The organism is Candidatus Stoquefichus sp. SB1, assembly GCF_001244545.1.
Taxonomy (GTDB): domain Bacteria; phylum Bacillota_I; class Bacilli_A; order Erysipelotrichales; family Coprobacillaceae; genus Stoquefichus.
The window spans coordinates 311,503-336,243 of record NZ_LN852693.1; the positions used below are offsets into that span (position 1 = coordinate 311,503).

Here is a 24,741-nt window from a genome sequence, read left to right on the forward strand (position 1 = left end):
CATCAACCTCCTAACTTTGATTTGATTTTATCTGCAAAACCTTTATCTTTAATCCCCACAGCAACGCGGTTGCTTTTCCCAATTGCTGCTGATAGATCATCAATCGTACCATCAATCAAAACATCCCTACCATAGTATGAACATTTATCAGTATATTTTTTCTTTGTATTTTCACTTGCATCTTGAGCAATAATGACCAGAAAAACCTGTTGTGAACGAATATCTTTTAATAATACATCACCACAACTGATTTTTCTTGCTCTTGATGCTAGACCCAACAAAGATAACACATCTTTATTTAACATATGTTTTAAGTTCCTCATATATTGCATCAGGAATATCAATTTCCAAAGCACGTTTCAATGCGCCTTTTTTTTGGGCTGTTTCAATAGCTTCAAGACTTCTTTTTAAATATGCCCCTCGACCATTCATTTTACCCGTTGAATCTACAAAAACTTCGCCTTCCTTATTCTTAACAACACGAATAAGTTCTTTTTTGGGAAGCTGTTCTCCTGTTGCCACACATTTTCTTAAAGGTATTTTTTTCATGAGAATCACCTCTATTTTTCATCATAATATTTATCAAATTCATCATAATCAATATCTTCATCATACTTAGGATCATAATCATAGTCATAATCATCATCAAATTCTTCACTATCATCTTCTTCTAAGTCTGTGACAAATGTTTCTTCTTCATCATCTGCGACAAAAGTTTCCTCTTCATCAATTGATTCAGAAACTTCATCTTCATCCATTGAATCATCTTCTTCAATCATTTCCTCAAATTCTTCAACTGGCTCTTCAGTTAATTCTGGTTCAGAAATGATATCTTCAAATGTTTCTTCCTCATCTGCTTCTTCAATAATTGGCTCAGATGAAACAGTTTTCACTAATGTTTCTACAATTGGTTCATCTTTTGTCATTTCAGTTTCAAATGATTTTTCAAATTCAGCATCTTGACCATAAATAATACCTTCAGCAGCTGCTTCACTCACAGATTTAATATCAATTTTCCAACCAGTTAAACGTACTGCTAATCTTGCATTTTGTCCTTTTTTTCCAATTGCTAGAGATAATTGATTATCTGGTACAATCACAAGTGCACTATGATCTTCTTCACAAATCTCAACATGTACCACTTCTGAAGGTGATAATGCATGAGAAATAAAGATAACTGGATCTTCATTCCATTCAATAATATCGATCATTTCACCATTAAGTTCATTGACAACATTGCGTACACGACTTCCTTTAGGACCAACACAAGATCCAATAGGATCGACATTATCATTTGTTGTATACACAGCAATTTTGCTACGATCTCCTGCTTCACGCGAAACAGATTTAATTTCAACTGTTCCATCATAAATTTCAGGCACTTCCATTTCAAACAATCTTTTGACAAGACCTGGTTCTGTTCTTGACACACCAATATGTGTTCCTTTAGTGCTTCTTTCAACATCACTGACATAAACCTTTATATGCTGACCTTCATAAATTTTTTCACCTGGAATCTGTTGATTTAAAGGCAACAATGCACCTGTTCTGCCAATATTTATAATTGCGAAACGTTCTTCTACACGATCAACAACACCTGTAATAATATCATCTTTTTTATCAATATATTCATTATATAAAGTTTCTTTCTCAGCTTCACGAATCTTTTGTTTTAATAACTGTTTTGTTTGAATTGCAGCCAAACGACCAAAAACCTCAGGATCAATTTCAGTGACAACATCATCTCCTACTTGATATTTAGGATTAATGACTTGTGCTTCTTCTAAAGATAATTCGAAATCTTCATCATTGACATCATCAACAACATGTTTGATTTCATATAAACGAATTTTACCAGTATTCTCATTAATATCAACACGAATAATTGATTCAGAACCACCATAATTCTTTTTATACGATTTTTCTAAAGCCTCTTTTAAAGCTTCTAAAACAACTTCCTTTTGAATCCCTTTTTCACTCTCCAATAGCTCTAAAGCCTGGATAAATTTTTTACTAGCCATTTTTTATTTTCCTCCTTAAAACTTAACAGCTAATCTTATAAAAGCAATATCTTGATATTGCAAAGTACAAGTCTTCTTAATATTTTTCACTAAATATTGAAACTCAATTGTTTCATTATCAACACTTAAAATAGTTCCATAAACATCATCCATTCCCTGGGTTGGTTTTTTAAACTGGATATAGACATATTCACCAACTGACTGTTGTACTTTTTCTAATGTTTTTAATGGCTTTTCAGCACCTGGAGATGAGATTTCCAAATAATATTCATTGGTAATGATATCAGCTTCATCAAGCTTTTCGCTAATCTCCTCACTTACAGCAACACAAGTATCCATATCTAAGTGATCATTATTTTTTTCAATGAATATTCTTAGATACCACTCATTTTTTTCATTCACATATTCAATATCATCAAGATAGACATCATGATTATCAAGAATAGGTTGAATTAATTTTTTAATTGTCTCTAGCATATAATCCTCCGTTTACAAATATAAACGAGAGGGTTGCCCCTCTCGTAAATCACTGATTACATGTATAATATAACATAGTTCAATACAAAAAACAATGCTTTCATCAATATTTTCCTACAAATCAAATAAAGACAGCTGATTTTCATCAGACATATTCTCAAAGACACCGATTTTTGTTAAATTTTATCCATTAAAAAGTTTTTTATAAATAAACAATCATGAAATCTTTATAACTCTTTGCACTTCTTTCACTATAATTGAAAGCACCCTTATATCCAATTAATTAATGAAATAAGTTTTCAAATTGATTAAAATTCATTTCATTTGAAAAATCATTTATGCGACCATATTCAGACCTAATGATAATATTTTTAGAATTGACCTTATATTCTTTTTCAATTGTTCCATCCGTATTCATAAGCTGAGACTCTAATTTTAACTCATTATTTGTTATAGAAACCATGAAAGGATAAACAGCACCATAATAATTATGTTGAGTGGGTTCATTATTTAAGAATAAAATATATTCTTTATTTAAATCAGGTTCAATATAGGTTTGATCCAATGCAATAACTTTTGGTGTGTTTTTATTAATATCAGCCATGTCAGGAATATCATTATGAGCTGTATAATAAATTGTTTCACTATACCTTTGATTAACCTGAATATTTGATACATTTTTAGCAAGCCCTTTATAGATATGAGTGATTTCAAAATTGTAAACACGTCCTATTGTCTCATATATATCACTTGGGTTGTCATCAATATCTCTTGCCATATTCCATTCATGGCTAAATTTAGTAAAATGACCTTTAACAACAACCTCACTTTGAGTAATTAAATCAGTATATGAATTAGCAATAGGTAAATCAAATTTACTAACGATAACTTGTGGCTTATATAATAAATATATGGCAAAACATAAGACAAATAATATTGGAATAAAATATTTTAATTTTTTCATACTCTCACCTACTTATATAAAGATTTTACTCGACTAATATCGATACTTTGTGGTGTGTATAGACTGCCTCTATTTCTATTACCATTCATAATTGAAGTCCCCGAAGTCAAATCGTCCAATCCCCATGAATGACCCAATTCATGAGTAGCCGTACTTCTTGCCACATTTGTTGAATAAACTTTGCTATTACCAATATTCACTCTTGCTAAATATGATGTCATAGTTTCCCATATGTTGACTGGATAATTAATTTAACCGTATAAAGTTGAACTTGTTTCTTTCATAAGTCCTTGTTTATAATTACTGTCAGACATATAGTAATATGTAACACCCACCAAAGATGTCCATGAGCTTCTTGCTTGATTCCACGCTGTCTGTAAACTATTATCCATACTCATAGAAGAATCCCAACGATAAGAAGTTGCAAATGCAGGTAATTTTTGTCCTAATTCCCAATCAGCAGCAACAATAGAAATATTAAACAAACATAAAGTAAATATAATTATAAAGAGTTTTAACTTTTTAAATTTCATATAACTCCTTTCCAAACCCCTTATATCTCTTTCTAATTTCATTATATCATTATTTTAATAAAAATTATGGAATTCATATAGAATTTTACATATTTTTATCATTTTATATGACAATCATCAATTGAATAAATACTCAAAGTTGTATTTTAAAACGTATAAATCTATGACAAGATTTATACGTTTTATATTTTTCTACAAATCAAATAAAGACAGCTGATTTTCATCAGACATATTCTCAAAGACACCAATTTTTGTTAAGAAGTCAATTTGGTTATTCGTCAGTTTTGTCCTTTTTGTGACATCTTCTTTAGATAAGAAAGAATTGTGTTTACGGGCTTCAATCACACTATCACCTACTGAAGCACCCAAACCATCTATAGAAGTAAATGGTGGCAATAAACCTTGAGGATCATCTGGATCTAATATAAAATTACGTGAATCAGATTTCTCTAAAGAAATATTATTAAAATGAATATCTCTTTCATACATTTCTAAAGCAATTTCAAAAACAGAAATCAATGCTTCTTCCTTATTAGAAATTTTTACACCATTTTGTTTATCAGATAAAATCTGTTGATATCTTGCCAGAATAGATTCTTTACCTTGAATCATAATTTCAATATCATATGCATCACAGCGTGTTGTAAAATAGACTGCATAATATTCTCGAGGATAATAAAGTTTCCACCATGCCACACGAATGGCACTCAATACATAAGCAGCCGCATGTGCTTTAGGGAACATGTATTTAATTTTCTTACATGATTCAATATACCAAGAAGGAACATCATGCTCACGCATTAATTCTTCATATTTCTTTTCTGGGAATACAGCAGGTGACTTCCCTTTACGTACACATTCCATAATATCAAAGGCATCTTTATTAGGCAATCCTTTTTCAATTAGATAAACCATGATATCATCACGACATCCAATAACCTCTTTTAATGTACATGTTCCAGAACTAATTAAGGTTTCAGCATTTCCTAAATAAACATCTGTTCCGTGTGATAAACCAGAAAGAATAACCAAATCGCTAAATGATGTTGGATGTGTTTGTTCAAGCATTCCGCGGACAAACTTTGTACCAAATTCGGGTAATCCTAAAGCCCCTGTTTTACAGTTCAAATAACTTAAATCTATACCTAATGCCTCAGTTGAATTAAAAAGACTCATAACACGAGGATCATTAGTTGGAATATCTTTTGGATTCACACCAGTTAAATCCTGAAGCATCCTAATCACAGTTGGATCAACATGACCCAATATATCAAATTTCAAGACATTATCATGAATCGCATGGAAATCAAAATGAGTGGTTTTCCATTCAGCGCTTAAATCATCAGCTGGATATTGATAAGGTGTAAAATCATAGACATCCATATTTTCCGGAATAACAATAATTCCTCCTGGATGCTGACCAGTCGTTCTTTTCACACCTGTACATCCTTTAGCAATTCTTTCAAGTTCAGCTGCTCGAATAGTATTTTCTTTTCCCATTAATTCAGCATATCCCTTGGCATATCCATACGCTGTCTTTTCTGCTACAGTTGAAATTGTTCCAGCTCGATAGACATGGCTTTCTCCAAAAATCTCTTTTGTATAAGCATGTGCTGTTGGCTGATAATCCCCAGAGAAATTTAAGTCAATATCAGGAACCTTATCTGCATTAAATCCCAAGAAAGTTTCAAATGGAATATTATGTCCATCTCCTTTTAATGGTTTTCCACAGACAGGACAAACTTTATCTGGTAAATCAAATCCATTCGCAATATATCCTTCTGGTAAAAACTCATTGTACTGACAATGCGGACAATAATAATGTGGAGGCAATGGATTCACTTCAGATATGTCAGCCATTGTTGCAACAAACGAAGAACCAACTGAACCACGGCTTCCTACAAGATAACCAGCATCATTTGATTTTTTAACCAATTTATGAGCAATATAATAAATAACGCCAAATCCATGTTTGATAATATTATCTAATTCCTTTGACAGACGCTTTTCAACAATATCAGGTAAAACCTCCCCATATTGTTTATGAGCATTTTCAAAACACAATTTTCTTAAATTTTCATCTGCATTATCAATATGTGGCGTAAATAATTTATCATGAACAACATGAAAATCACCATCAATCATATCAGCAATCTTATTGGTATTTTCTATAACATATTCATATTTTTCATTATCATTTAAATAGTCAAGAGAATCCATCATTTCTTGGGTTGTTCGAAGGTATTCATCTGGCGTCCAAGCCATAGGATTATTACGATCAGTCAAAGGATGTAATGTTCCTCCCAGCCCTATTTTTGGGTTACATGTGAATACATCACGGAAAATTTTATCTTTTTGATCAACATAATGAACATCACCTGTCGCAACAATCAATTTTCCCATTTCTTTAGCTGTATCAACAATACGACGTAATATACGCTTTAAATCATCTTCTGTATCAACACGTCCTCTTTCTACAAAATAACGGCAGATATCAAATGGTAAGATTTCAATATAATCATAAAATGCCATAGCCGCTTTTAATTCATCAATACTTCTTGTCATAGCCAATTCAAAAATTTCTGAATTGTAACATCCACTTCCAAACAATAAACCTTCACGATAAAATTCTAAGCGTTCACGTGGTATACGTGATGTTTTTTGATAATATGTTGTATTGGCTTCAGAAACGAGCTTAAACATATTCTTTAAACCTGTTTTATTTTTGGCAAGTACACACATATGTTTTGGTCTAACAATCTTATATGCGTCTTCACATTCCATTGCATTCATATCTAAAAGATTGTATTTTTGGTTTTGCATCATATCATGTAACATCATGTTAAAAACACCTGCAAGAACTTCGGCATCATAATCAGCACGATGGGCCTCATCACCATCATAAGCAATACGATAATTACGGGCAACATTTCCTAAACGATATCCTTTAAGTTGTGGTAATAGTTTCCATGCTAATGTCAAGGAATCGACAGCTGGGTTTTTTAATTTTTGATAGCCATGTCGCTGTAAAATTTCATTTAAAAATCCAACATCAAAAGTTGCATTATGGGCAACAATAACATCATCACCAAAGAAATCTAAGATTTTTGGAATGAATTCTTCTATTGTTGGTGCATTTTTTACATCTTCATTTGTGATATGTGTTAAATTCGTGATTTTTTGTGAGATGCGCTTATTCGGTTTAATTAAGCTTTGAATACGACCAATCTCTTGACCATTTTTAATACGTACTGCACCAAATTCAGTAATATCATCATCCATTACAGAAAGTCCTGTTGTTTCAAGGTCAAAAGAAACAAATGTCATGTCCTTTAAAGAAACATCTTTCTCATTATAAACAACTGTAAATGATGGATCAATCATATACATTTCTACACCATAAATCATCTTAATCTTATTTTTGATACTTGCCATCTGGGCCTCAGGAAACGACTGAACATTTCCATGATCTGTTACAGCAATAGCAGAATGTCCCCAAAAAGCAGCACGTGATATGTAATCGCTAATTGTTCCTATACCATCCATGGCAGACATTTTAGAGTGAACATGAAGTTCAACACGTTTTTTATCTGCATTGTCTTGTCTCACTTTAGGGGTAGGAATAATTTCTACTTCTCTTGCAATAATAACGGTATCTTTAGCAAAGGTATCATATTCAACATTGCCTTTAATTCTAACCCACATTCCACCTTTTTTAACTTTATTTAATTCTTCAAGGCTATTAGCTCCTTTATTTTCAAAACGTTTAACCACAATACTATTAGTATAATCAGTCACATACAATGATTGAATTGTCTTGCCTGTCTTTACTTTTTTAGAATCTTCTTTAAACACATATCCTTGGATCATAACTTCTTTCACTGTTTCATCAATTTCATCAATAGTTAAAGAAAAATAATCTTTTTTATAACTTTGATATTTAGGCTTTTTGTCAACCACAGTTTCCTCTACCTGATCAAAAGTCTGACTATCAACTTGAACCTCGTTTAAAGCATTCATTTCCTCTTGAATTGACTGATAAATCTCATTGTTATGATCAATATAAGCATTGAAACCAATTTGAATACCAAACTTATTAAAATATTTATCAAATATTTTATAAAGATGCTGTAATTGACTTAATTGTATCTCATTAAGAACTTCAATATTTAAAGTATTCTCTTCAAAAGATAAACTTTCTTCTTTAATAAACTCAAGTTGAGGAAAACGACTTTTTAAACCATTAAAAATAAACAATGCATATTCTTTTACATCTGTTGGTGTATAAGATGACATCCAGTCAAAAATAAAATCACATGGATATGGAAATTCTTTTTTAGCTGAAAAAAGAACCCTTATTTCATTTAAAGGAACAATATGTGATGCAACAACATAAAACACATATGAATTATCTGCATTCACAATAACTTTTTCAATATTGGCCTGTTTTAATTCAACAACTTCATCTTCTAAATGCAGTTGCTGAAGCAAAATTAACATTTTATTCATACAATTCCTCCCGCAATTTGAAAAGGGATATAATCATCCCTTATCCAAACATTCTCGATATATCTTGATATGTGACAAAAACCATTAAAAGCATAACAAGGCCTAAACCTACCATCTGCAATCCTAATCTCAACTTACTAGGAATTTCACGTCCAATCATTTTTTCAACCAACGCAAAGAGCACCTGACATCCATCAAGTCCAGGAATAGGCATAAGATTAAAAATACCAACATTCACGGAAAGTAATGCTAATAAGTTTAATAAATAAGCCACTTGCCCTGTCTCAGTCACCTGAGCAGTAATTTGATATATTCCAGCTGGACCAGATAATTGTGTCACTGTCTGAGAAAATTTAGTAACCAATTGCCCTAAAGCCGAAAAAATAGCCATACTCATAGTTCCTAAAGAAACAAAAGTATATTGGAATGATTCAGCAATATTCATATGACGTGTTGCTTGTGTTATTCCTAATTTATATTTTCCATCATCTTGATTATAATTGACTTTGACATCAACAACTTCCTTTGCTTCACCACGTAAAACAGTTACCTTTAAATTTAAAGTTTGTGAAGTTGTTTTTAAATAATCCTGAGTTAATTGAAGATCATCAAAATTAGAAACCAATAATGTTTGACCTGTTTCTTGCACATCAACTTGTTGAATAATATCATTTTCTTTTAATCCGGCCTGTTGGGCTGGAGAATTATCAACAATTGTACCAATTTGAGCTACATTAACAGGAATCTGTCCAGACACCAGATTCACTCCTAATGTAACAACAATAGCTAAAACAAAATTCATGAAAACACCTGCTAAAAAGATAATCACTTTCTTATATGTCTGAATACCTTTAAGAGTTCTTTCAACAGGCACGTCTTTCATATCTTCATTTTCAGCTTGATCTTCTTCACCTGCCATTGCCACAAAACCACCAAAAGGTAATGCTCTTAATTCATATTCTGTTTCTTTTCCTTTTTTTGACCAAATTTTAGGACCAAAACCAATAGAAAACTGACTGCAATAAACACCAAAAAATTTAGCTGCCAGAAAATGTCCTAATTCATGAATAATTATAATTGATCCTAAAATCAGTAAAAAGACAATCACATTAATAATTGTTTGCATCTAATCTTCTCCTACTCTTTCAAAAACAAATTTACGTGCCCATTGATCAATTTCTAAAAGTTGATCTAAAGAAGGATTATCAACAACCTGATGTGCACGCATAGCCTCTTCAACTAATTTTTCAATATCTAAAAAACAAATTTTACGATTTAAAAATAATGAATTTGCCTGTTCATTAGCAGCATTTAACACACATGGCATTGACCCACCTGTACGCCCTGCCTCATATGCTAAAGCTAAAGCATGAAAACGTTTTAAATCAGGTTTATAGAAATGTAAGCTTCCTACATCAGCAAGTGATAAACGTTTTCCATTGATCAAAGGCTGACGACGTGGATATGTTAAAGCATATTGGATTGGTAAACGCATATCAGGTGTTCCTAATTGAGCAATAACTGATGTATCTTGATATTCAACCATTGAATGAACGATACTTTCTGGATGAATCAATACTTCAATATCATCATAATCAACATCAAAAAGCCATTTGGCTTCCATAACTTCCAATCCTTTATTAAATAATGTTGCACTATCAATCGTTATTTTTGCACCCATTGACCAATTTGGATGTTTTAAAGCCTGTTCAACTGTCACATTTGCTAATTCATCACGTGATTTATCACGAAAACTTCCACCACTAGCAGTCAAAATAATTTTCGCAATATCCTGATGATTTTCTCCATTCATTGACTGAAAAATAGCAGAATGTTCACTATCAACTGGTAATAAAGCAACACCATATTCTTTCACCAAAGGAATAATCAAATGACCAGCGACAACAAGTGTCTCTTTGTTTGCCAAAGCAATATCCTTATGAGCTTTAATCGCTTCCATTGTTGGTAATAATCCCGCAAAACCAACAATAGCATTCAAAACAATATCTACATTTGGTAAAGTTGCTATTTCCATCAAGCCTTCTTGACCATGATAAAAGTGAATATTTGGATACTTTTTCGCTAAATAATCTTTATCTTCTTTATTTTGAACACATATATGATGAACATTCACTGTCTGCATAATTTCTTCTAACAATTGAATATTGCGTCCAGCACTCATAGCAACAATTTCAAATTCATCACGATGATGCACGACAACATCAACTGTTTGTGTCCCTATTGATCCTGTTACACCTAAAACTGTTATTCTTTTCATATTAGATCACCACCATTGCAATAAAATGAAGTAACAATCCAAAAACCATGGAATTAAACAATATTGAATCAAAGCGATCTAAAACGCCTCCATGTCCTGGTAAAAGTTGAGAATAATCTTTGACTTCAAAAGTTCTTTTAATACTACTAAATGTTAAATCTCCTATTTGACTTGTGATTGTTAAAACAAAACAAACACCAATCAATAAATAAATCGGTATATTCATTTGAATATATGCACCATAGGCAACAGAAAGACCAGTTCCAAGCAACATTCCACCAATCGAACCCTCAATTGTTTTCTTAGGTGATAAACGCGGATTAAGTTTATGTTTACCAAAAAACATACCTGTAAAATAAGCACCTGTATCTGTTCCAAAAGTTGCCAAGGCAAGAATAAGTATATATTCAAATCCATACACCAAACGAATTTGATAAAGCATATGTAGCCCCATTGCAATTAAAACACCTGCACAAAAATAATAACAGAGTCTTAAATAATTCATTCCATCATCAAACATACTGCAAGCCAATAAAACAATCAGATAAATCATTATGATTTCACTAGGAATCAATAAAGCACCTTCAAAAAATAAAGAGTAATAAATAAAAATACCAACCAGTGGATATAAATATATATTAGCTTTTGGGCGATTACAGATTGATAACATTTCAAAAACAGCTGCACCAGCTATAATCCCTATAAGAATTTGAAAAGGAATTTGACCAATGAAAACACATGGTAAAATAACAGCAATTAAAATAACTCCAGTAATAATTCTTGTTTTCATTTCAACACGCCTCCAAATCTTCTTTCACGTCCCTGATAAATCGCAATTGCACGATGTAATTGATTTTCATCAAAATCAGGCCATAAAGTCTCATCAAAAATAAACTCAGCATAAGCCAACTGCCAAGGTAAAAAGTTAGATAAACGATATTCTCCACTACTTCTAATCATTAAATCAACTGCTGGTAAGTCTTCAGTCATTAAATGTTTTTCAAAATAATCTTCAGTAATATCATCTAATTCAATTTCACCATTTTTATATTTTTCACAAATTATCTTTGTTGCTTGCACAATTTCATCACGTCCACCATAAATAAAAGCAAAAGTCAAAATCAAACCTGTATTCATCGATGTTTGATCAATTGCTGACTGGATGATTTTCTGTGTTTCGATAGGTGCCATTTCTAAATGACCAATATAACGAATCTGAACATTATTTTCCATCAGTTCTTTTAAATATAAATTAAAAAATTCTTTTGGTAATTTAAAAATATAATCAACTTCACTTGCTTCTCTTTTAAAATTCTCTGTTGAAAAAGCATATACCGTCATCGCTTTCACACCTAAACGATTAGCCTCCAAAGCAAGTGTACGGATTGTTTTCGTACCTTCATGATGACCATATGTTCGTGGCATTTTTCTTTTTTTTGCCCAACGACCATTACCATCCATAATAAATGCAATATGGGCAGGAATATTATTCATATCAATCTGATAATCTTTTTCTTCTTTTTTCTTAAATAACATGCTTTCACCTCATAATCTTTTAGTATTATATCATAAAGAATGACATATGAAAACAAAATCAGCAAAAGAAAAAAGGCTTTCGCCTTTTATACTGTCATTATATCTTTTGCTTTTTCATCAGCTAAATGGTCAATTTTTTTCACATATTCATCAGTTATCTTTTGAACTTTTTCTTTTCCACGCTTTTCTTCATCTTCACTTAAATCTGATTTTTCAATATCATCATTGGCTGCTCTTCTGATATTACGTAAAGCCACTTTTGCGTCTTCAGCAAATTTCTTTGCCATTTTCACATATTCTTTACGACGTTCTTCTGTCAAAGCAGGAACATTAATACGAATAACTTCACCATCATTTTGTGGAGTTAAGCCAAGATTTGCTTCATAAATCGCATGTTCAATATCTTTTAAAATACTTTTATCATATGGCTTAATCATAAGTTGACGACCTTCTACAACAGAAATACTTGCTGTTTGATTTAAAGGTGTTTTCTCTCCCCAATAATCAACTGCTACACGATCTAACATTGTTGGATTCGCACGACCAGTTCTGACTGTAGAAAGTTCATGATTTAATGCGACGATAGATTTTTCCATTTTTTCACGCAATTCTTCTAAAATCAATTCTAACATTTTTATTTTCCTCCTTTTGAGATAATTGTTCCAATTGATGCCCCATCACATGCTTTTGCAATGTTACCATCTTCTTGCATATTAAAGACACACAAATCAATTCCATTATCTTTACATAATGTAATGGCTGTTTGATCCATAATATGTAAATCTTCATTTAAAACATCTAAATAAGTAATATGGTCATATTTTTTAGCTGTTGGATCAACTTTTGGATCAGCTGAATAGACACCATCTACACCATTTTTTGCCATCAAAATAACATCAGCATTCATTTCAGCAGCACGTAATGCAGCAGTTGTATCAGTTGTAAAGAATGGACTACCTGTTCCAGCACCGAAAATAACGATACGTCCTTTTTCTAAATGACGAACAGCTCTTCTACGAATATAAGGTTCAGCCACTTCTTTCATATCAATTGCTGATAACAATCTTGTATCTAAACCAATAGCTTCTAAGGCATTTTGTAATGCCATACCATTCATTACAGTAGCAAGCATCCCCATATAATCAGCAGCTGCTCTTTCCATTCCCATATCACTACCAGTTTTACCACGCCAGATATTTCCACCGCCACAAACAATTGCAATTTCAACATCTAAATCTTTTGCATCTTTAATTTGTCTTGCAACATCAGCTACCACAATTGGATCAATTCCAAATCCTTGTTTACCTGCTAATGCTTCACCACTTAACTTCAACAATACTCTTTTGTACTTCATATAAATCTCCTTCATTTTATAAGAAAAGGGCACAAAAAAGTGTCCTCCCCCGTATATAATTATCCTTTCATTTGAGCAGCAACTTCTTCAGCAAAGTTTTCTTCTCTTTTTTCCATTCCTTCACCAACTTCGAAACGAACCATATCTAAAACTTTTCCATTTCCTAAGTATTGAGCTACTGTTTGATCAGAATCTTTAATGAATGCTTGATCTACTAAGCACATTTCTTTTAAATTTTTGTTTAAACGACCCTGAACCATTTTTTCTACAATATTTTCTGGTTTAGGTTTAGCACTATTGGCATTTTCTTCCATAGCTTGTGCTTTTAAAACTGCTAATTCACGATCTAAAATTTCAGCAGGGATTGCAGTTCTATCAATATATTGAGGTGCAATTGCAGCAACTTGCATAGCAATGTCTTTCGCTTTTGTTTCATCAATACCAGCAACTTTAACTAATGCAGACATTTTTCCACCCATATGAGAATAAGCACCAAAAACTTCATCAGCAGTTTTTGTTAAAACTGAAAATCTTCTTAAGCTTAATTTTTCTCCAATTTTACCACTTTTTTCTGCAATAACAGTTTCTAAATCTTTTCCATCAACATCTAATTTCAAAGCAGCATCTAAATCAGCTGGTTTGTTTGTTAAAATAATTTTTGCTACATTAGCAACTAATTCTTGGAATTCAGCATTTTTTGCAACAAAGTCAGTTTCAGAGTTAACTTCAACAATTGAAGCTGCATCTCCATCAATAACAAAAGCAGTTAATCCTTCTGCAGCAATACGATCAGCTTTTTTTGCAGCTTTTGCGATTCCTTTTTCTCTTAACCAGTCAAATGATTTTTCTAAATCACCATCACATGCTTCTAATGCTTTTTTACAATCCATCATTCCAGCACCAGTTTTTTCACGTAATTCTTTTACTAATTTTGCATTAACAGCCATTTCTCTATCCTCCATGTTATTTTTTATAAAAAAGGGAAAGACATAAGCCTCCCCTTAATTCAACTATGCTTCAGTTTTTGCGTCTTTAACTGCAGCTGGTTTGCTTACTTCAGCAGGTTTGTTATTTCTAGGACGTCCAGCGTTTTTATATCTAGGTCCTCTTTGTTTACTTTCTTCTACAGAAGCAACAGCATCATTCATTGAGACTTCTTTGTCATCTTCATCTTTTACATATGCAACAGTTACAGGTTCACCTTTTGCTTCACATACAGCATCAGCCATAGCTGCAACAATTAATTTAACTGCTCTAATTGCATCATCATTTGCTGGGATAACATAATCAACTTCATCAGGATCACAGTTAGTATCAACAATACCAAATACTGGAATTCCTAAGATTTTTGCTTCTGCAACAGCATTATGTTCAACTTTAGGATCAACTACGAATAAAGCATTAGGTAATCTTCTCATTTCTTTGATACCACCTAAGTTCTTTTCTAACTTAGCTTTTTCTTTCATTAATAAGACTGCTTCTTTCTTAGTGAATAATTCTAAAGTTCCGTCTTCTTCCATTTTTTCTAATTCTTTTAATCTTCTAATTCTCTTTTGAATAGTTTTGAAGTTTGTTAAAGTTCCACCTAACCAACGAGAATTGACATAGAAACTTCCAGATCTTTCAGCTTCTAACTGAACAGCTTCTTGAGCTTGTTTCTTAGTTCCTACAAATAAAACTTTTCCACCTTTTGCAACGATATCCATCATAGCTGCATAAGCTTCATCAATTTTATCAGATGATTTCTTTAAATCGATGATATAAATACCATTTCTTGAAGTGAAAATGTATGGAGCCATTTTAGGATTCCATCTTTTTGTTTGATGTCCAAAATGAACACCAACTTCTAATAATTTTTTCATTGAAATTACTGCCATTGTAACTTCCTCCTTTTTTGTTTTTTTCCTCCACTGTTTCTAACATAAACCACCAGTTGCCTAGCACTCGATTTATGAATTCACAATGTGTGTATTTGAAATACCTGTTGTATGATAACATATACCTTCATAAAATACAAGATAATTTCAATTTTTTCCTACTTTTTTATGTTTTCTAACAAATCAAACATTCTTTCTTTTTCATCACTTAAATATCCATTTATAAAATAATAATTTTGATAACCTCTTCGATATACAAAACGATCATGAACTACGCTTTTTCTCTTTTGTGAAAAAGTTGGAATCTGACTATAGTATCTCCGTAAATAATCAGGAATAAACTTATATAAATAAAATTGCTGAAGCAATAAATAACTAAGTATGACAACTGTATTTGTTTGAATATAAAAAGCAAATAAGAAGCTATACACAAAAACTGAGATTTTAAGCTGCAAGAAAAGAGATTTTTTTAAATCCATAATACTTTGCAGCAACAACCCAATCACCCGACTCCCATCTAATGGATAAATTGGCAATAAGTTAAAAGCAAAAACAAACATATTCATAGTTAACAAATAATCCTGATAAATACCTTGAGTGAAATTTTGAATCATTATCCATATAAAGAAATGGCTACATGGCCCAGCTGCGACTACACAAATTTCCTGCCAGATTGAATGAAAATAAAAATCATGTAAAGATAAATATGCACCAAATGGTAAAACGACAATTTTTTCAATTTCAAAACGAAAATAATATGCCATCATGAGATGGCATAATTCATGTAAACAAACAATCATCAAAGTCGAGAGATACCATTTTAAATAGCCTCCTAGCCAAGCCAAGAGGAAATAAAGGAGTGTTAATTGATGAATTTCTATTTTATGATATAAGTTCTTCAAACGTCGAATAATCAATTTCTTTTTCACCCTGTGTAAAAACAATCATCACCTTGTCTTTATATGTTCCTAAAATCGTCGCTGCATCAACTTGATCATAAGCACTCACAAAAACATCAGTTAATTGTCCATAAGTGACCTCTATATTGTTTTCTAACAATACGGTTACATATTGACCCAATATATCCTGCTTCCCCACATAAATAACACGTCCTTTATCAAAATTAAGAACCTCATTAGACTGATTGGTATAATAATTATCCTTAATATTTGTATAACTCACCTGACTTGATACAGTCGCACTTTGATCGCCCTTTTGAAATGAAAGAAGCTGGTGATTGATCCATTTTGTTAGTTCTGTAAAATGCAGATCATTTAACACATAATCTTTTATATATTCACCATTGGGACTGACTTTCACATAAGCACATACCGCCACACCAACCAATAAAACAACCATGCATTTAATCATTGCATTATACAATTTTAAAAAATGATGATCTGTTAATTGCGGATGATGCATTCCTTTACGCTTTTCCATTCTTTTTCTAATCTCATCAATATCATTCACAAGTTTGTCACCTCAATTAAACTTATGAAATTATTATCCAAAAATACGTTCAAACAATGGTTTTTTCTTATTTTTTTGAAAAGGAACTTCAATTCCTTCTAAACGTTTAACAATTCTATCAAAACATCGACTAGTCGACAAATTCTTCTCCATATATATTGGCATTCCTTTATTATTAGCCTCAATCATTGCATGATCATCATAAACAATTCCCAATAAAGGAATTGATAAAATATCATATGCATCTTTTAAATTGAGACTTCTTCCTTTATGTATATCTTCATCATTATATTTATTGACAAGCATATGTAATTGAGTAATGCCTTGTTTTAATAATAATCCAACAACGCGATCTGCATCTCTAAGGGAAACAACGTCTAGTGTTACAACAATAATTGCTTCCTGACATAAACCACTAGCATATTGAAAGCCTTTCTCAATCCCGGCTGGACTATCAATTAAAATATAATCAAAATTTTCTTTAAGCTGTTCAATCATTTTAATCATATAATCAACATTTAAATTTTCAAATGATAAAGACTTACATGCTGGTAACAAATACAAAGAATCCATTCTTTTATCTTTCACTAGTATTTGATTTAAAGAACATTTATTTGCTATAACATCCTTCAAATCATATATCACTCTATTTTCAAGACCCATCATTACATCTAAATTCTTGAGTCCAAAATCCGCATCTATTAAACAGACTTTTTGGCCAGTTGCAGCTAATGCGTATCCCAAATTAATTGACATACTGCTTTTCCCAACGCCACCTTTACCTGATGTAACCACAATAGTTCTGCTCATACCCATCCTCCTTCATTGTCCTAATCTGGTTATCTTTATAATAGACACTTGTTAGTGCAGAAGTTGTCAAATTGTGCAAAGATTGTTGATTTATTATGATTTGTGCATTTTTAAAATCATGACCATAAATTTTCACATCTTCATTCATTGCGACAATTGTCCCTTTTACAGCATTTAAAAAATAAACATTGTCATAACAATAAACATAGCTTCCAGGATTCACAGTTCCTAAAAACAATGTTTCATGATGAATAAATAATTCTTCCCCATTATGTAATTGTTCTCTTAAAATATCTAATTCATGTCCCCTCTTTGGCAAAGACATACCATCAAAAATCACTTTCTTTTTTGTTTTTAACAACAAGATTAAACTTTTTAATTCATCATTATCTAAAAGTCGACAACCAAAATCAAAAAACGCCCTTGGATAATAACCATCTTGTTGAAAGATAGGTTGATCCAAGAGCGTATTTAAATCATTTAAAAAAACATCAAATGTACAATTTTGATTCACTTTCATAACGAGAACTTCATTCATCCCTTTAACTTCAATATTCATTATTCCACCTCGATTTTCACTTTATTGTAGATCCAATAAACTCCTATCGATAAGACGCCATTGACTAATAACGTCGGTAATATCCTCATCAATAAAAATGATGTCACTGGATATCTTGTAATATTGGTAATCCACATAAGCCAATATAACACAATTTCTTGTGCAAAAATTGTCAAAACACAAAAAACCATTGCCTCAGGTAGACTTAAAGACTCTAATTTTACAATATATGATCGAATAAAGGCGATTAAACAATAAATAAGTATATATATAGCTAAAGAATTAGAATAAACAATTGAATAGTATAAACTACATAGGGCTGCAAAAAAATAGCGTTCAGCCCCATCAATTGTTTTAACAAGTAATGTAAACATCATTAATCCTATACAAGGAACAATTGTCAAGCCTGTTTTTGTATAATTATATGGCAAAAAGAAAGATAATGTACTGTCAATAATAAAACACAAAAAGACAATGAGAAAACATTTTAATAAATAACTATCTCTCATGCGCTTTCTCATTCGTCATTCACCCTTTGCACAACAGCGGCATAATTTAATGAATTAAAATCTGCACTAGGTTTAACCATACAAACAGATTCTGTCGCATCATCTCCAACTGTATAATTATCGACAGTTCCAATTAATATTCCTTTAGGACTCTTACCAGCACCACCTAAGCCACTTGTCACAACTTTAGCACCCTTTTCAATTTTTTCAACATCGCTTAATAATGTTACACGATAGCTTTTTGTACTTAAATCATAACGATTTAAAAGCCCATAGTATTCATCATCACCACTCATAATCATAATTGGCAACTGACTTTTTGCATTTTCACTTGATAAAAGCGTAACAGTCGAAGAAATTTCACTGACATTTGTAACTGTTCCAATCATTCCTTTAGCACCAATTACAGCCATACCTTCTTTAATACCAGAAAGATTACCTAAATCAATTGTCACTTGATTGTTCCAATTTTCAGCATCTCGAGAAATGACTTTTGTATATTTTACACGATAGTCTGTCGATAAATAATCAATTTCTGTCATTTCTTTTAATTGATTCAATTCTGATGATATCACATCATTCATAGCTGATTCTCGTGCTAAATTATCTAATTCCTGCTTAAGTTTAGCATTCTCCTTATAAACATCCTTTAAATCATTGTATTCTTCAAATAAACCACTCACATATTGAATTGGTGCTTTAATAACATAATATTCAATATTGGCGATTGTATCTTTAAACATTGTTTCAATGCTTGTTGCTGAACGACTTGTTACTAATGTTACAACAGAAAAAAGCACCAAAACAATAGTCACAATAATAATCCTTTTATTTTGTTTATTTCTTTTATTATTATTCTTATACAAAATATCACCCCTAGTCTGCATACATTATAATATCTAGAGTCAAAAAAAGCAATTCGAGAAAAGGATTTTATCAAATTAATTCATTTGCCGACAATTCCGTCTTCTATAATCAAACCAGTATATAGTATTCCCTTTTTTATTTTCACTTATTATTTAATGTTAATAAATGATCTTTTTTTAAAAATAATGTTTTTCAACCCATCTGTTAGATATAAAAAATATGCTCTGCTTCAAAACTATAGAATTGATTCCAGCCAATAATCAAATGATCAACTATTTCTATAGACATCATTTCACCTAATTGTCTAAACATTTCTGTCAGTTGCTGATCTTCAGGACTTGGAGAAGCATCACCGCTAGGATGATTATGTAATAGGACAAGTTTAGCGCTATTTATATTAATTGCTTCTTTAAACACTTCACGCGGTGTCACAACACTCATGTTGATGGAACCAATAAAAATGGTTTTTTCTTTTAAAACACGATTTTTATTATCTAAGCATAAAATCACAAAATGTTCCTGTTTTAAAAACATCAATTCATTTTTGACACGCTCATAAATATCCATTGGTGACAATAAAGATTGTTTAGGTAAGGCATTCTCTTTTAAACGTTTTGCGATTTCTATAATACTTAAGATCTCAATCGCCTTGGCAGTTTTAATTCCTTTTAACTTAATAAGATGTGCATAAGAAACATGATTTAATTGAGAAAATCCACCAATTTCATTTAATAATCTTTGAGATAACTGTAGAACTGATTCTTCTTTATTACCCGTTCTTAATATTAGTGCTAATAATTCAACATTACTCAACGATTCTATTCCATAAGTCATCGCTTTCTCTCTTGGGTTTTCTTCTTTTGGCAATGATTTAATCATGTGTTACTCCTTTCGCTAAATCTGTTAATAATTCATCAATTGTAACATCTGCTCCTACAACATATGATTTCATAATTCCTTTTACTTCTGCAGCATGTTTTTCAATTGCTTTTTGATCTTCACTAATCATTGATAAAACATAATATTGATTATCTTTTTGATAACAATATCCCTCAAATCCCTGATTCTTCAATTCTGCTAATTTTTCATCTTTATTGCTTTCTTCTTTATAAATCCCAACTTGATATGCATAAAATGTTTTTTGCGATAATAAACTTCCATATGTAAACAATAACATACATACCAAAGAAAATAAGATTCCTAAAATAACAACTTTCCATTCAAATTTCATTTTTTTCACCTCAATAATTATATGCTATAGTAAAAAAAATATGAAAGGCATATGCCTTTCACATTTTTAATTACGCCATTCAATATTAACGAGACGTGGTATAGAGATACGCCCTTTCTTAGACTTCCATATCTTATAAATTCCTGCTCCCAATAGAAGATATATTAATGCTGTCCCAATGAGTGAGCCTCCTTGTATCTCATATTGTTCTTGTAATGTAAGTTCTTTCATATCTATCCTTCCTTTCATAAGTAGCCCCTATACTATATATATACACATTTATTTTCGATTTTTCTTTTTTTTAATGAAAAAAAGTGAAATAAATTTTCACTTTTTACATTTTTTCGATTTTTTCTTTAACAGCATTATATTTTGACTGATAATCTGCCAATTTTGTTTTTTCAGCTTCTACCTTTGCAGCGGGTGCCTTATTCACAAAATTCGGATTAGATAACATTCCTTCACAACGCTTAATCTCACTTGTTAGTTTTTTTAGTTCATCTTCTAATTTTTGTTTTTCAGCAGATAAATCAATATAATCTCCTAATTCAATAATAAGAGCATTTCCACCTTTGATCATTTCTGTTGCCACATTAGCAGAACTTTCGACATTGTATCCAATACATTGGGCATGACATAATTTATAAATGTATGGTGCTAAATCTTGTAAAAGAGTTTCTAAAGCTTCATCATTTGTTTGAATACTATAAGCAATTTCAATTGCGTTTTTAATAACATATTGAGCACGCATATTTCTAATTCCTTTAATAATATCAAAAAGATACTGGAATTGATCATTAATTGAAGAACTTTCAAATTCCTCACGTACAGTTGGCCAAGCTGAAATACAAATAGATTCTTCTAAATGAGGAATTGATTGATAAATCTCTTCCGTTACAAATGGCATAAATGGATGTAATAATCTGACTATTGCATTTAAAACATAAACTAAAGTATTTTGAGTTGCTGTTTTTTCAATTGCATCATCACTATTTAAATGAACCTTTGATAATTCAATATACCATGAACAAAAATCATCCCAAATAAAACTATACAATTCACTTCCAACATTAACAAATTCAAATTTATCCATGTTGTCATCAACAGAAACAATCACATCATTTAATCTTTTTAAAATCCATTGATCAGATAGATTCAAATGTTCAAATGATAAGTCAGCATATTGCATATCTTCATCAATATTCATCAATACAAAACGAGCTGAGTTCCAAATTTTATTAATAAAATTCCATGAAGCTTCTAATTTTTCAGGTACATATCTTAAATCCATACCTGGTGCAGAATTCGTTGTTAAGAAGAAACGAAGTGTATCAGCCCCATATTCATCAATAACATCCATAGGATCAACACCATTACCTAATGATTTAGACATTTTTCTTCCTTGTTCATCACGAATCAAACCATGAATTAAAACATTTTCAAATGGACGTTCACCAGTAAATTCAAGTGATTGAAAAATCATACGTGAAACCCAAAAGAAAATAATATCATAACCAGTTACTAATGTATTAGTTGGAAAATATCGTTTCAACAATTCGTTTTCAGTATCTGGCCAACCCATTGTTGAAAATGGCCAAAGTGCACTTGAAAACCATGTATCCAAAACATCTTCATCCTGCTTCCAATTTTCTAAGTCAGCCGGTGCTTCTTTTCCTACATAAACTTCACCAGTTTCTTTATGATACCAGGCTGGAACCTGATGTCCCCACCAAAGTTGACGAGAAATACACCAATCTTCAATATTTTCCATCCACTGCTGGAATGTTTTTTCAAAACGTCCTGGCACAAAATGAACTTTTGAATCCTGATTTTGATTTTCAAGTGCTGCCTGTGCCAAAGGTTTCATTTTTACAAACCATTGTTTAGATAAATAAGGTTCAACAATTGCATGACTACGTTCAGAATGTCCAACTTGATGCATATGAGTTTCTATATGATCAACAACACCGGCAGTTTGAAAATCTGCAACAAGTGCTTCACGACATTCAAAACGATCCATGCCAACATATTTTCCACATAAATCATTCATTGTTCCATCATCATTCATACAGATTGGCATTGCCAAATGATATTTTTTAGCTAAAGCAAAATCGTTTGGATCATGTGCTGGTGTACACTTCATAACAGCTGTTCCAAAACTCATATCTATGTAACTATCTGCCATAATAGGTAGTGGATCACCATTTGCCGGATTAATCGCATGCTTTCCAACCAGATGTGTATATCTTTCATCATCAGGATGAACAAAGATAGCCTGATCAGCAAACATTGTTTCTGGACGTGTTGTTGCAATGACTAATGTTTCATTAGTTTCAACAACTTCATATTTAAAATAATACATATGTCCTTCTATTTCTTTATGAATAACTTCAATATTAGATAATGCTGTTCGCTGTACCGGATCCCAATTGATAATACGTTCTCCTTGATAAATCAGTCCTTTTTCATAAAGTGCAACAAAAACTGTTTTAACAGCTTCACTTAATCCATCATCAAGTGTAAATCTTTCTTTTGAATAATCTAAAGAAAGACCTAATTTTTCCCATTGGCTACGAATAATAGATGCATATTCTTCCTTCCAAGACCAAGCTTTTTCTAAAAACTTTTCACGTCCTAAATCATAACGAGAGATTCCTTCTTCTCTTAAACGAGCTTCAACTTTTGCTTGCGTTGCAATCCCTGCATGATCCATTCCAGGCAACCATAATGCATCATAACCTTGCATTCTCTTATATCTAATAATCATATCTTGTAATGTTGTATCCCAAGCATGACCAAGATGAAGTTTACCAGTTACATTAGGTGGTGGAATCACAATGCTATAGGGTTTCTTTGTTATATCCCCTGCTTCAAAATATTTTTTTTCAATCCATGTCTTGTATTTTCCAGCTTCAACTTTTTGATGATTGTATTTACTCGCTAATTCCTTCATTATCTTCAACCCCGTTCTCTTCTATTTCTTCAGGAATATCATAATCATAAAAATCTTCTTTATGATCAAGTATATATTTTGTTAATTTTTCATTTAAATTTGTTGTACTTACCATTGCAACAAATTCATTGGTAAAATCTGTAAAATTATATCTCGTATAAATCCCCATATCTGGATCATTTTCATCATCTTCTTCATCGTTTTCAATAATTTCTGCAAAACGTCTCGCTGCTTTCATTAAATCAGCAATCTCATGCGCTCCTACTTCTTCAAAAATATCCACAATAATAGGAACATAAGGCTTATTAGAAGGACTCAAGAAAAAACTATGCAATGATGCACCTGAACCTTCTAATGAAGAACTTACCTGATAAATACCATAAATGACTTTTTCAGGATAAGACATTTTTTCAAAATAATGATCAAAATCTTCATCTTCTTTTCTTATACAATGAAATAAAACAGCTGCAGAAACATCCTCTCTAGGACATTCATCAAATACACCTGGTCTTAAATATGTATATTTCTCTCTTTTTTCTTCATAAGCTTTTTGTCTTTCTTTTCTGATTTCTTTATTTTTCTTAATTCTTTTCATAAAGAAATAACTTAAAAATACTAATGAACCAATAAATAATACCCATACTAATAAAATTTGCCAACTCATCCTTTTTTCCTCCTTTAAATAAAAAAGAACATTCGCTTAAGGACGAATGTTCGTGGTACCACCTTAATTTATATACTCTCGTATACCTCAAAACTTTAACGCAGTTCTACGTGTTTTTCTACTATTCAT

General features: G+C 31.4%; 27 protein-coding genes and 1 other annotated feature (1 of these 28 only partly in view). All 27 genes read right to left on the reverse strand.

Features of this window, described 5'->3' with window-relative positions; all coding sequences use genetic code 11:
• Positions 1 to 2: 2 nt before the first annotated feature.
• Positions 3 to 305: a L7Ae/L30e/S12e/Gadd45 family ribosomal protein gene (locus tag BN1865_RS02660; protein WP_050635716.1), complete on the reverse strand. Its 303-nt coding sequence runs from the start codon at positions 303 to 305 to the stop codon at positions 3 to 5.
• Positions 295 to 549 (reverse strand): RNase P modulator RnpM, encoded by a 255-nt coding sequence (gene rnpM, locus BN1865_RS02665; protein ID WP_050635717.1) that lies wholly within the window; start codon positions 547 to 549, stop codon positions 295 to 297. Before rnpM ends, BN1865_RS02660 begins: the two co-directional genes overlap by 11 nt.
• An 11-nt stretch (positions 550 to 560) precedes the next feature.
• Entirely contained in the window at positions 561 to 2,021 is a 1,461-nt protein-coding gene (nusA, locus tag BN1865_RS02670; protein WP_050635718.1) for a transcription termination factor NusA, read from the reverse strand.
• Between the two features lie 15 nt (positions 2,022 to 2,036).
• A complete protein-coding gene (gene rimP, locus BN1865_RS02675) occupies positions 2,037 to 2,498 on the reverse strand; it encodes a ribosome maturation factor RimP (RefSeq protein WP_050635719.1) in 462 nt (153 codons plus the stop codon).
• Positions 2,499 to 2,781: 283 nt separating this feature from the next.
• Positions 2,782 to 3,462, reverse strand: a complete 681-nt coding sequence (locus BN1865_RS02680) for a hypothetical protein (protein WP_050635720.1) — start codon at positions 3,460 to 3,462, stop codon at positions 2,782 to 2,784.
• Positions 3,463 to 3,470: 8 nt separating this feature from the next.
• Positions 3,471 to 3,683: a zinc metalloprotease gene (locus BN1865_RS02685; protein WP_050635721.1), complete on the reverse strand. Its 213-nt coding sequence runs from the start codon at positions 3,681 to 3,683 to the stop codon at positions 3,471 to 3,473.
• A gap of 30 nt (positions 3,684 to 3,713) precedes the next feature.
• Complete coding sequence (locus BN1865_RS02690) at positions 3,714 to 3,995, reverse strand: hypothetical protein (protein WP_050635722.1); 282 nt, start codon at positions 3,993 to 3,995, stop codon at positions 3,714 to 3,716.
• 192 nt (positions 3,996 to 4,187) lie between these two features.
• Positions 4,188 to 8,504: a PolC-type DNA polymerase III gene (locus BN1865_RS02695; protein WP_050635723.1), complete on the reverse strand. Its 4,317-nt coding sequence runs from the start codon at positions 8,502 to 8,504 to the stop codon at positions 4,188 to 4,190.
• Positions 8,505 to 8,544: 40 nt separating this feature from the next.
• Positions 8,545 to 9,630: a M50 family metallopeptidase gene (locus tag BN1865_RS02700; RefSeq protein WP_050635724.1), complete on the reverse strand. Its 1,086-nt coding sequence runs from the start codon at positions 9,628 to 9,630 to the stop codon at positions 8,545 to 8,547.
• Positions 9,631 to 10,782, reverse strand: a complete 1,152-nt coding sequence (locus tag BN1865_RS02705) for a 1-deoxy-D-xylulose-5-phosphate reductoisomerase (protein ID WP_050635725.1) — start codon at positions 10,780 to 10,782, stop codon at positions 9,631 to 9,633. It abuts the gene before it with no gap.
• Between the two features lies 1 nt (position 10,783).
• Positions 10,784 to 11,572 (reverse strand): phosphatidate cytidylyltransferase, encoded by a 789-nt coding sequence (locus BN1865_RS02710; protein ID WP_050635726.1) that lies wholly within the window; start codon positions 11,570 to 11,572, stop codon positions 10,784 to 10,786.
• The gene (locus BN1865_RS02715; RefSeq protein WP_050635727.1) at positions 11,569 to 12,318 is read right to left on the reverse strand and encodes an isoprenyl transferase; all 750 of its coding nucleotides are present in this window, start codon (positions 12,316 to 12,318) and stop codon (positions 11,569 to 11,571) included. Before BN1865_RS02715 ends, BN1865_RS02710 begins: the two co-directional genes overlap by 4 nt.
• Positions 12,319 to 12,404: 86 nt before the next feature.
• Positions 12,405 to 12,950 carry a ribosome recycling factor gene (gene frr, locus BN1865_RS02720; protein WP_050635728.1) on the reverse strand — a complete coding sequence of 182 codons (546 nt, stop codon included), beginning with the start codon at positions 12,948 to 12,950 and terminating at the stop codon, positions 12,405 to 12,407.
• Between the two features lie 2 nt (positions 12,951 to 12,952).
• Positions 12,953 to 13,672: a UMP kinase gene (gene pyrH, locus BN1865_RS02725; RefSeq protein ID WP_050635729.1), complete on the reverse strand. Its 720-nt coding sequence runs from the start codon at positions 13,670 to 13,672 to the stop codon at positions 12,953 to 12,955.
• A gap of 59 nt (positions 13,673 to 13,731) precedes the next feature.
• On the reverse strand, positions 13,732 to 14,619 hold the full coding sequence (gene tsf / locus BN1865_RS02730; protein ID WP_050635730.1) for a translation elongation factor Ts: 888 nt from the start codon (positions 14,617 to 14,619) through the stop codon (positions 13,732 to 13,734).
• A gap of 63 nt (positions 14,620 to 14,682) precedes the next feature.
• Positions 14,683 to 15,549 carry a 30S ribosomal protein S2 gene (rpsB, locus tag BN1865_RS02735; protein WP_050635731.1) on the reverse strand — a complete coding sequence of 289 codons (867 nt, stop codon included), beginning with the start codon at positions 15,547 to 15,549 and terminating at the stop codon, positions 14,683 to 14,685.
• A gap of 158 nt (positions 15,550 to 15,707) precedes the next feature.
• Entirely contained in the window at positions 15,708 to 16,451 is a 744-nt protein-coding gene (locus BN1865_RS02740; RefSeq protein ID WP_232780299.1) for a site-2 protease family protein, read from the reverse strand.
• A complete protein-coding gene (locus BN1865_RS02745; RefSeq protein WP_050635733.1) occupies positions 16,432 to 17,019 on the reverse strand; it encodes a M23 family metallopeptidase in 588 nt (195 codons plus the stop codon). The genes BN1865_RS02740 and BN1865_RS02745 overlap by 20 nt, the downstream gene beginning before the upstream one ends.
• Before the next feature lie 33 nt (positions 17,020 to 17,052).
• Positions 17,053 to 17,829: a septum site-determining protein MinD gene (gene minD / locus BN1865_RS02750; RefSeq protein ID WP_050635734.1), complete on the reverse strand. Its 777-nt coding sequence runs from the start codon at positions 17,827 to 17,829 to the stop codon at positions 17,053 to 17,055.
• Positions 17,798 to 18,388: a hypothetical protein gene (locus BN1865_RS02755; RefSeq protein WP_050635735.1), complete on the reverse strand. Its 591-nt coding sequence runs from the start codon at positions 18,386 to 18,388 to the stop codon at positions 17,798 to 17,800. Before BN1865_RS02755 ends, minD begins: the two co-directional genes overlap by 32 nt.
• A complete protein-coding gene (locus tag BN1865_RS02760; protein ID WP_050635736.1) occupies positions 18,388 to 18,909 on the reverse strand; it encodes a hypothetical protein in 522 nt (173 codons plus the stop codon). Before BN1865_RS02760 ends, BN1865_RS02755 begins: the two co-directional genes overlap by 1 nt.
• Complete coding sequence (gene mreC, locus BN1865_RS02765) at positions 18,906 to 19,763, reverse strand: rod shape-determining protein MreC (protein WP_050635737.1); 858 nt, start codon at positions 19,761 to 19,763, stop codon at positions 18,906 to 18,908. The genes BN1865_RS02760 and mreC overlap by 4 nt, the downstream gene beginning before the upstream one ends.
• Positions 19,764 to 19,968: 205 nt before the next feature.
• Complete coding sequence (gene radC / locus BN1865_RS02770) at positions 19,969 to 20,643, reverse strand: RadC family protein (protein WP_050635738.1); 675 nt, start codon at positions 20,641 to 20,643, stop codon at positions 19,969 to 19,971.
• Positions 20,636 to 20,995 carry an SPOR domain-containing protein gene (locus tag BN1865_RS02775; protein WP_050635739.1) on the reverse strand — a complete coding sequence of 120 codons (360 nt, stop codon included), beginning with the start codon at positions 20,993 to 20,995 and terminating at the stop codon, positions 20,636 to 20,638. Before BN1865_RS02775 ends, radC begins: the two co-directional genes overlap by 8 nt.
• 66 nt (positions 20,996 to 21,061) lie before the next feature.
• A complete protein-coding gene (locus BN1865_RS18555) occupies positions 21,062 to 21,226 on the reverse strand; it encodes a hypothetical protein (protein ID WP_198527228.1) in 165 nt (54 codons plus the stop codon).
• A 103-nt stretch (positions 21,227 to 21,329) separates the two neighbouring features.
• Complete coding sequence (locus tag BN1865_RS02780) at positions 21,330 to 23,948, reverse strand: valine--tRNA ligase (protein ID WP_050635740.1); 2,619 nt, start codon at positions 23,946 to 23,948, stop codon at positions 21,330 to 21,332.
• Complete coding sequence (locus BN1865_RS02785) at positions 23,929 to 24,612, reverse strand: DMP19 family protein (RefSeq protein ID WP_050635741.1); 684 nt, start codon at positions 24,610 to 24,612, stop codon at positions 23,929 to 23,931. Before BN1865_RS02785 ends, BN1865_RS02780 begins: the two co-directional genes overlap by 20 nt.
• 35 nt (positions 24,613 to 24,647) lie before the next feature.
• Positions 24,648 to 24,741: a binding site (T-box leader), on the reverse strand; it runs 110 nt beyond the window's last position.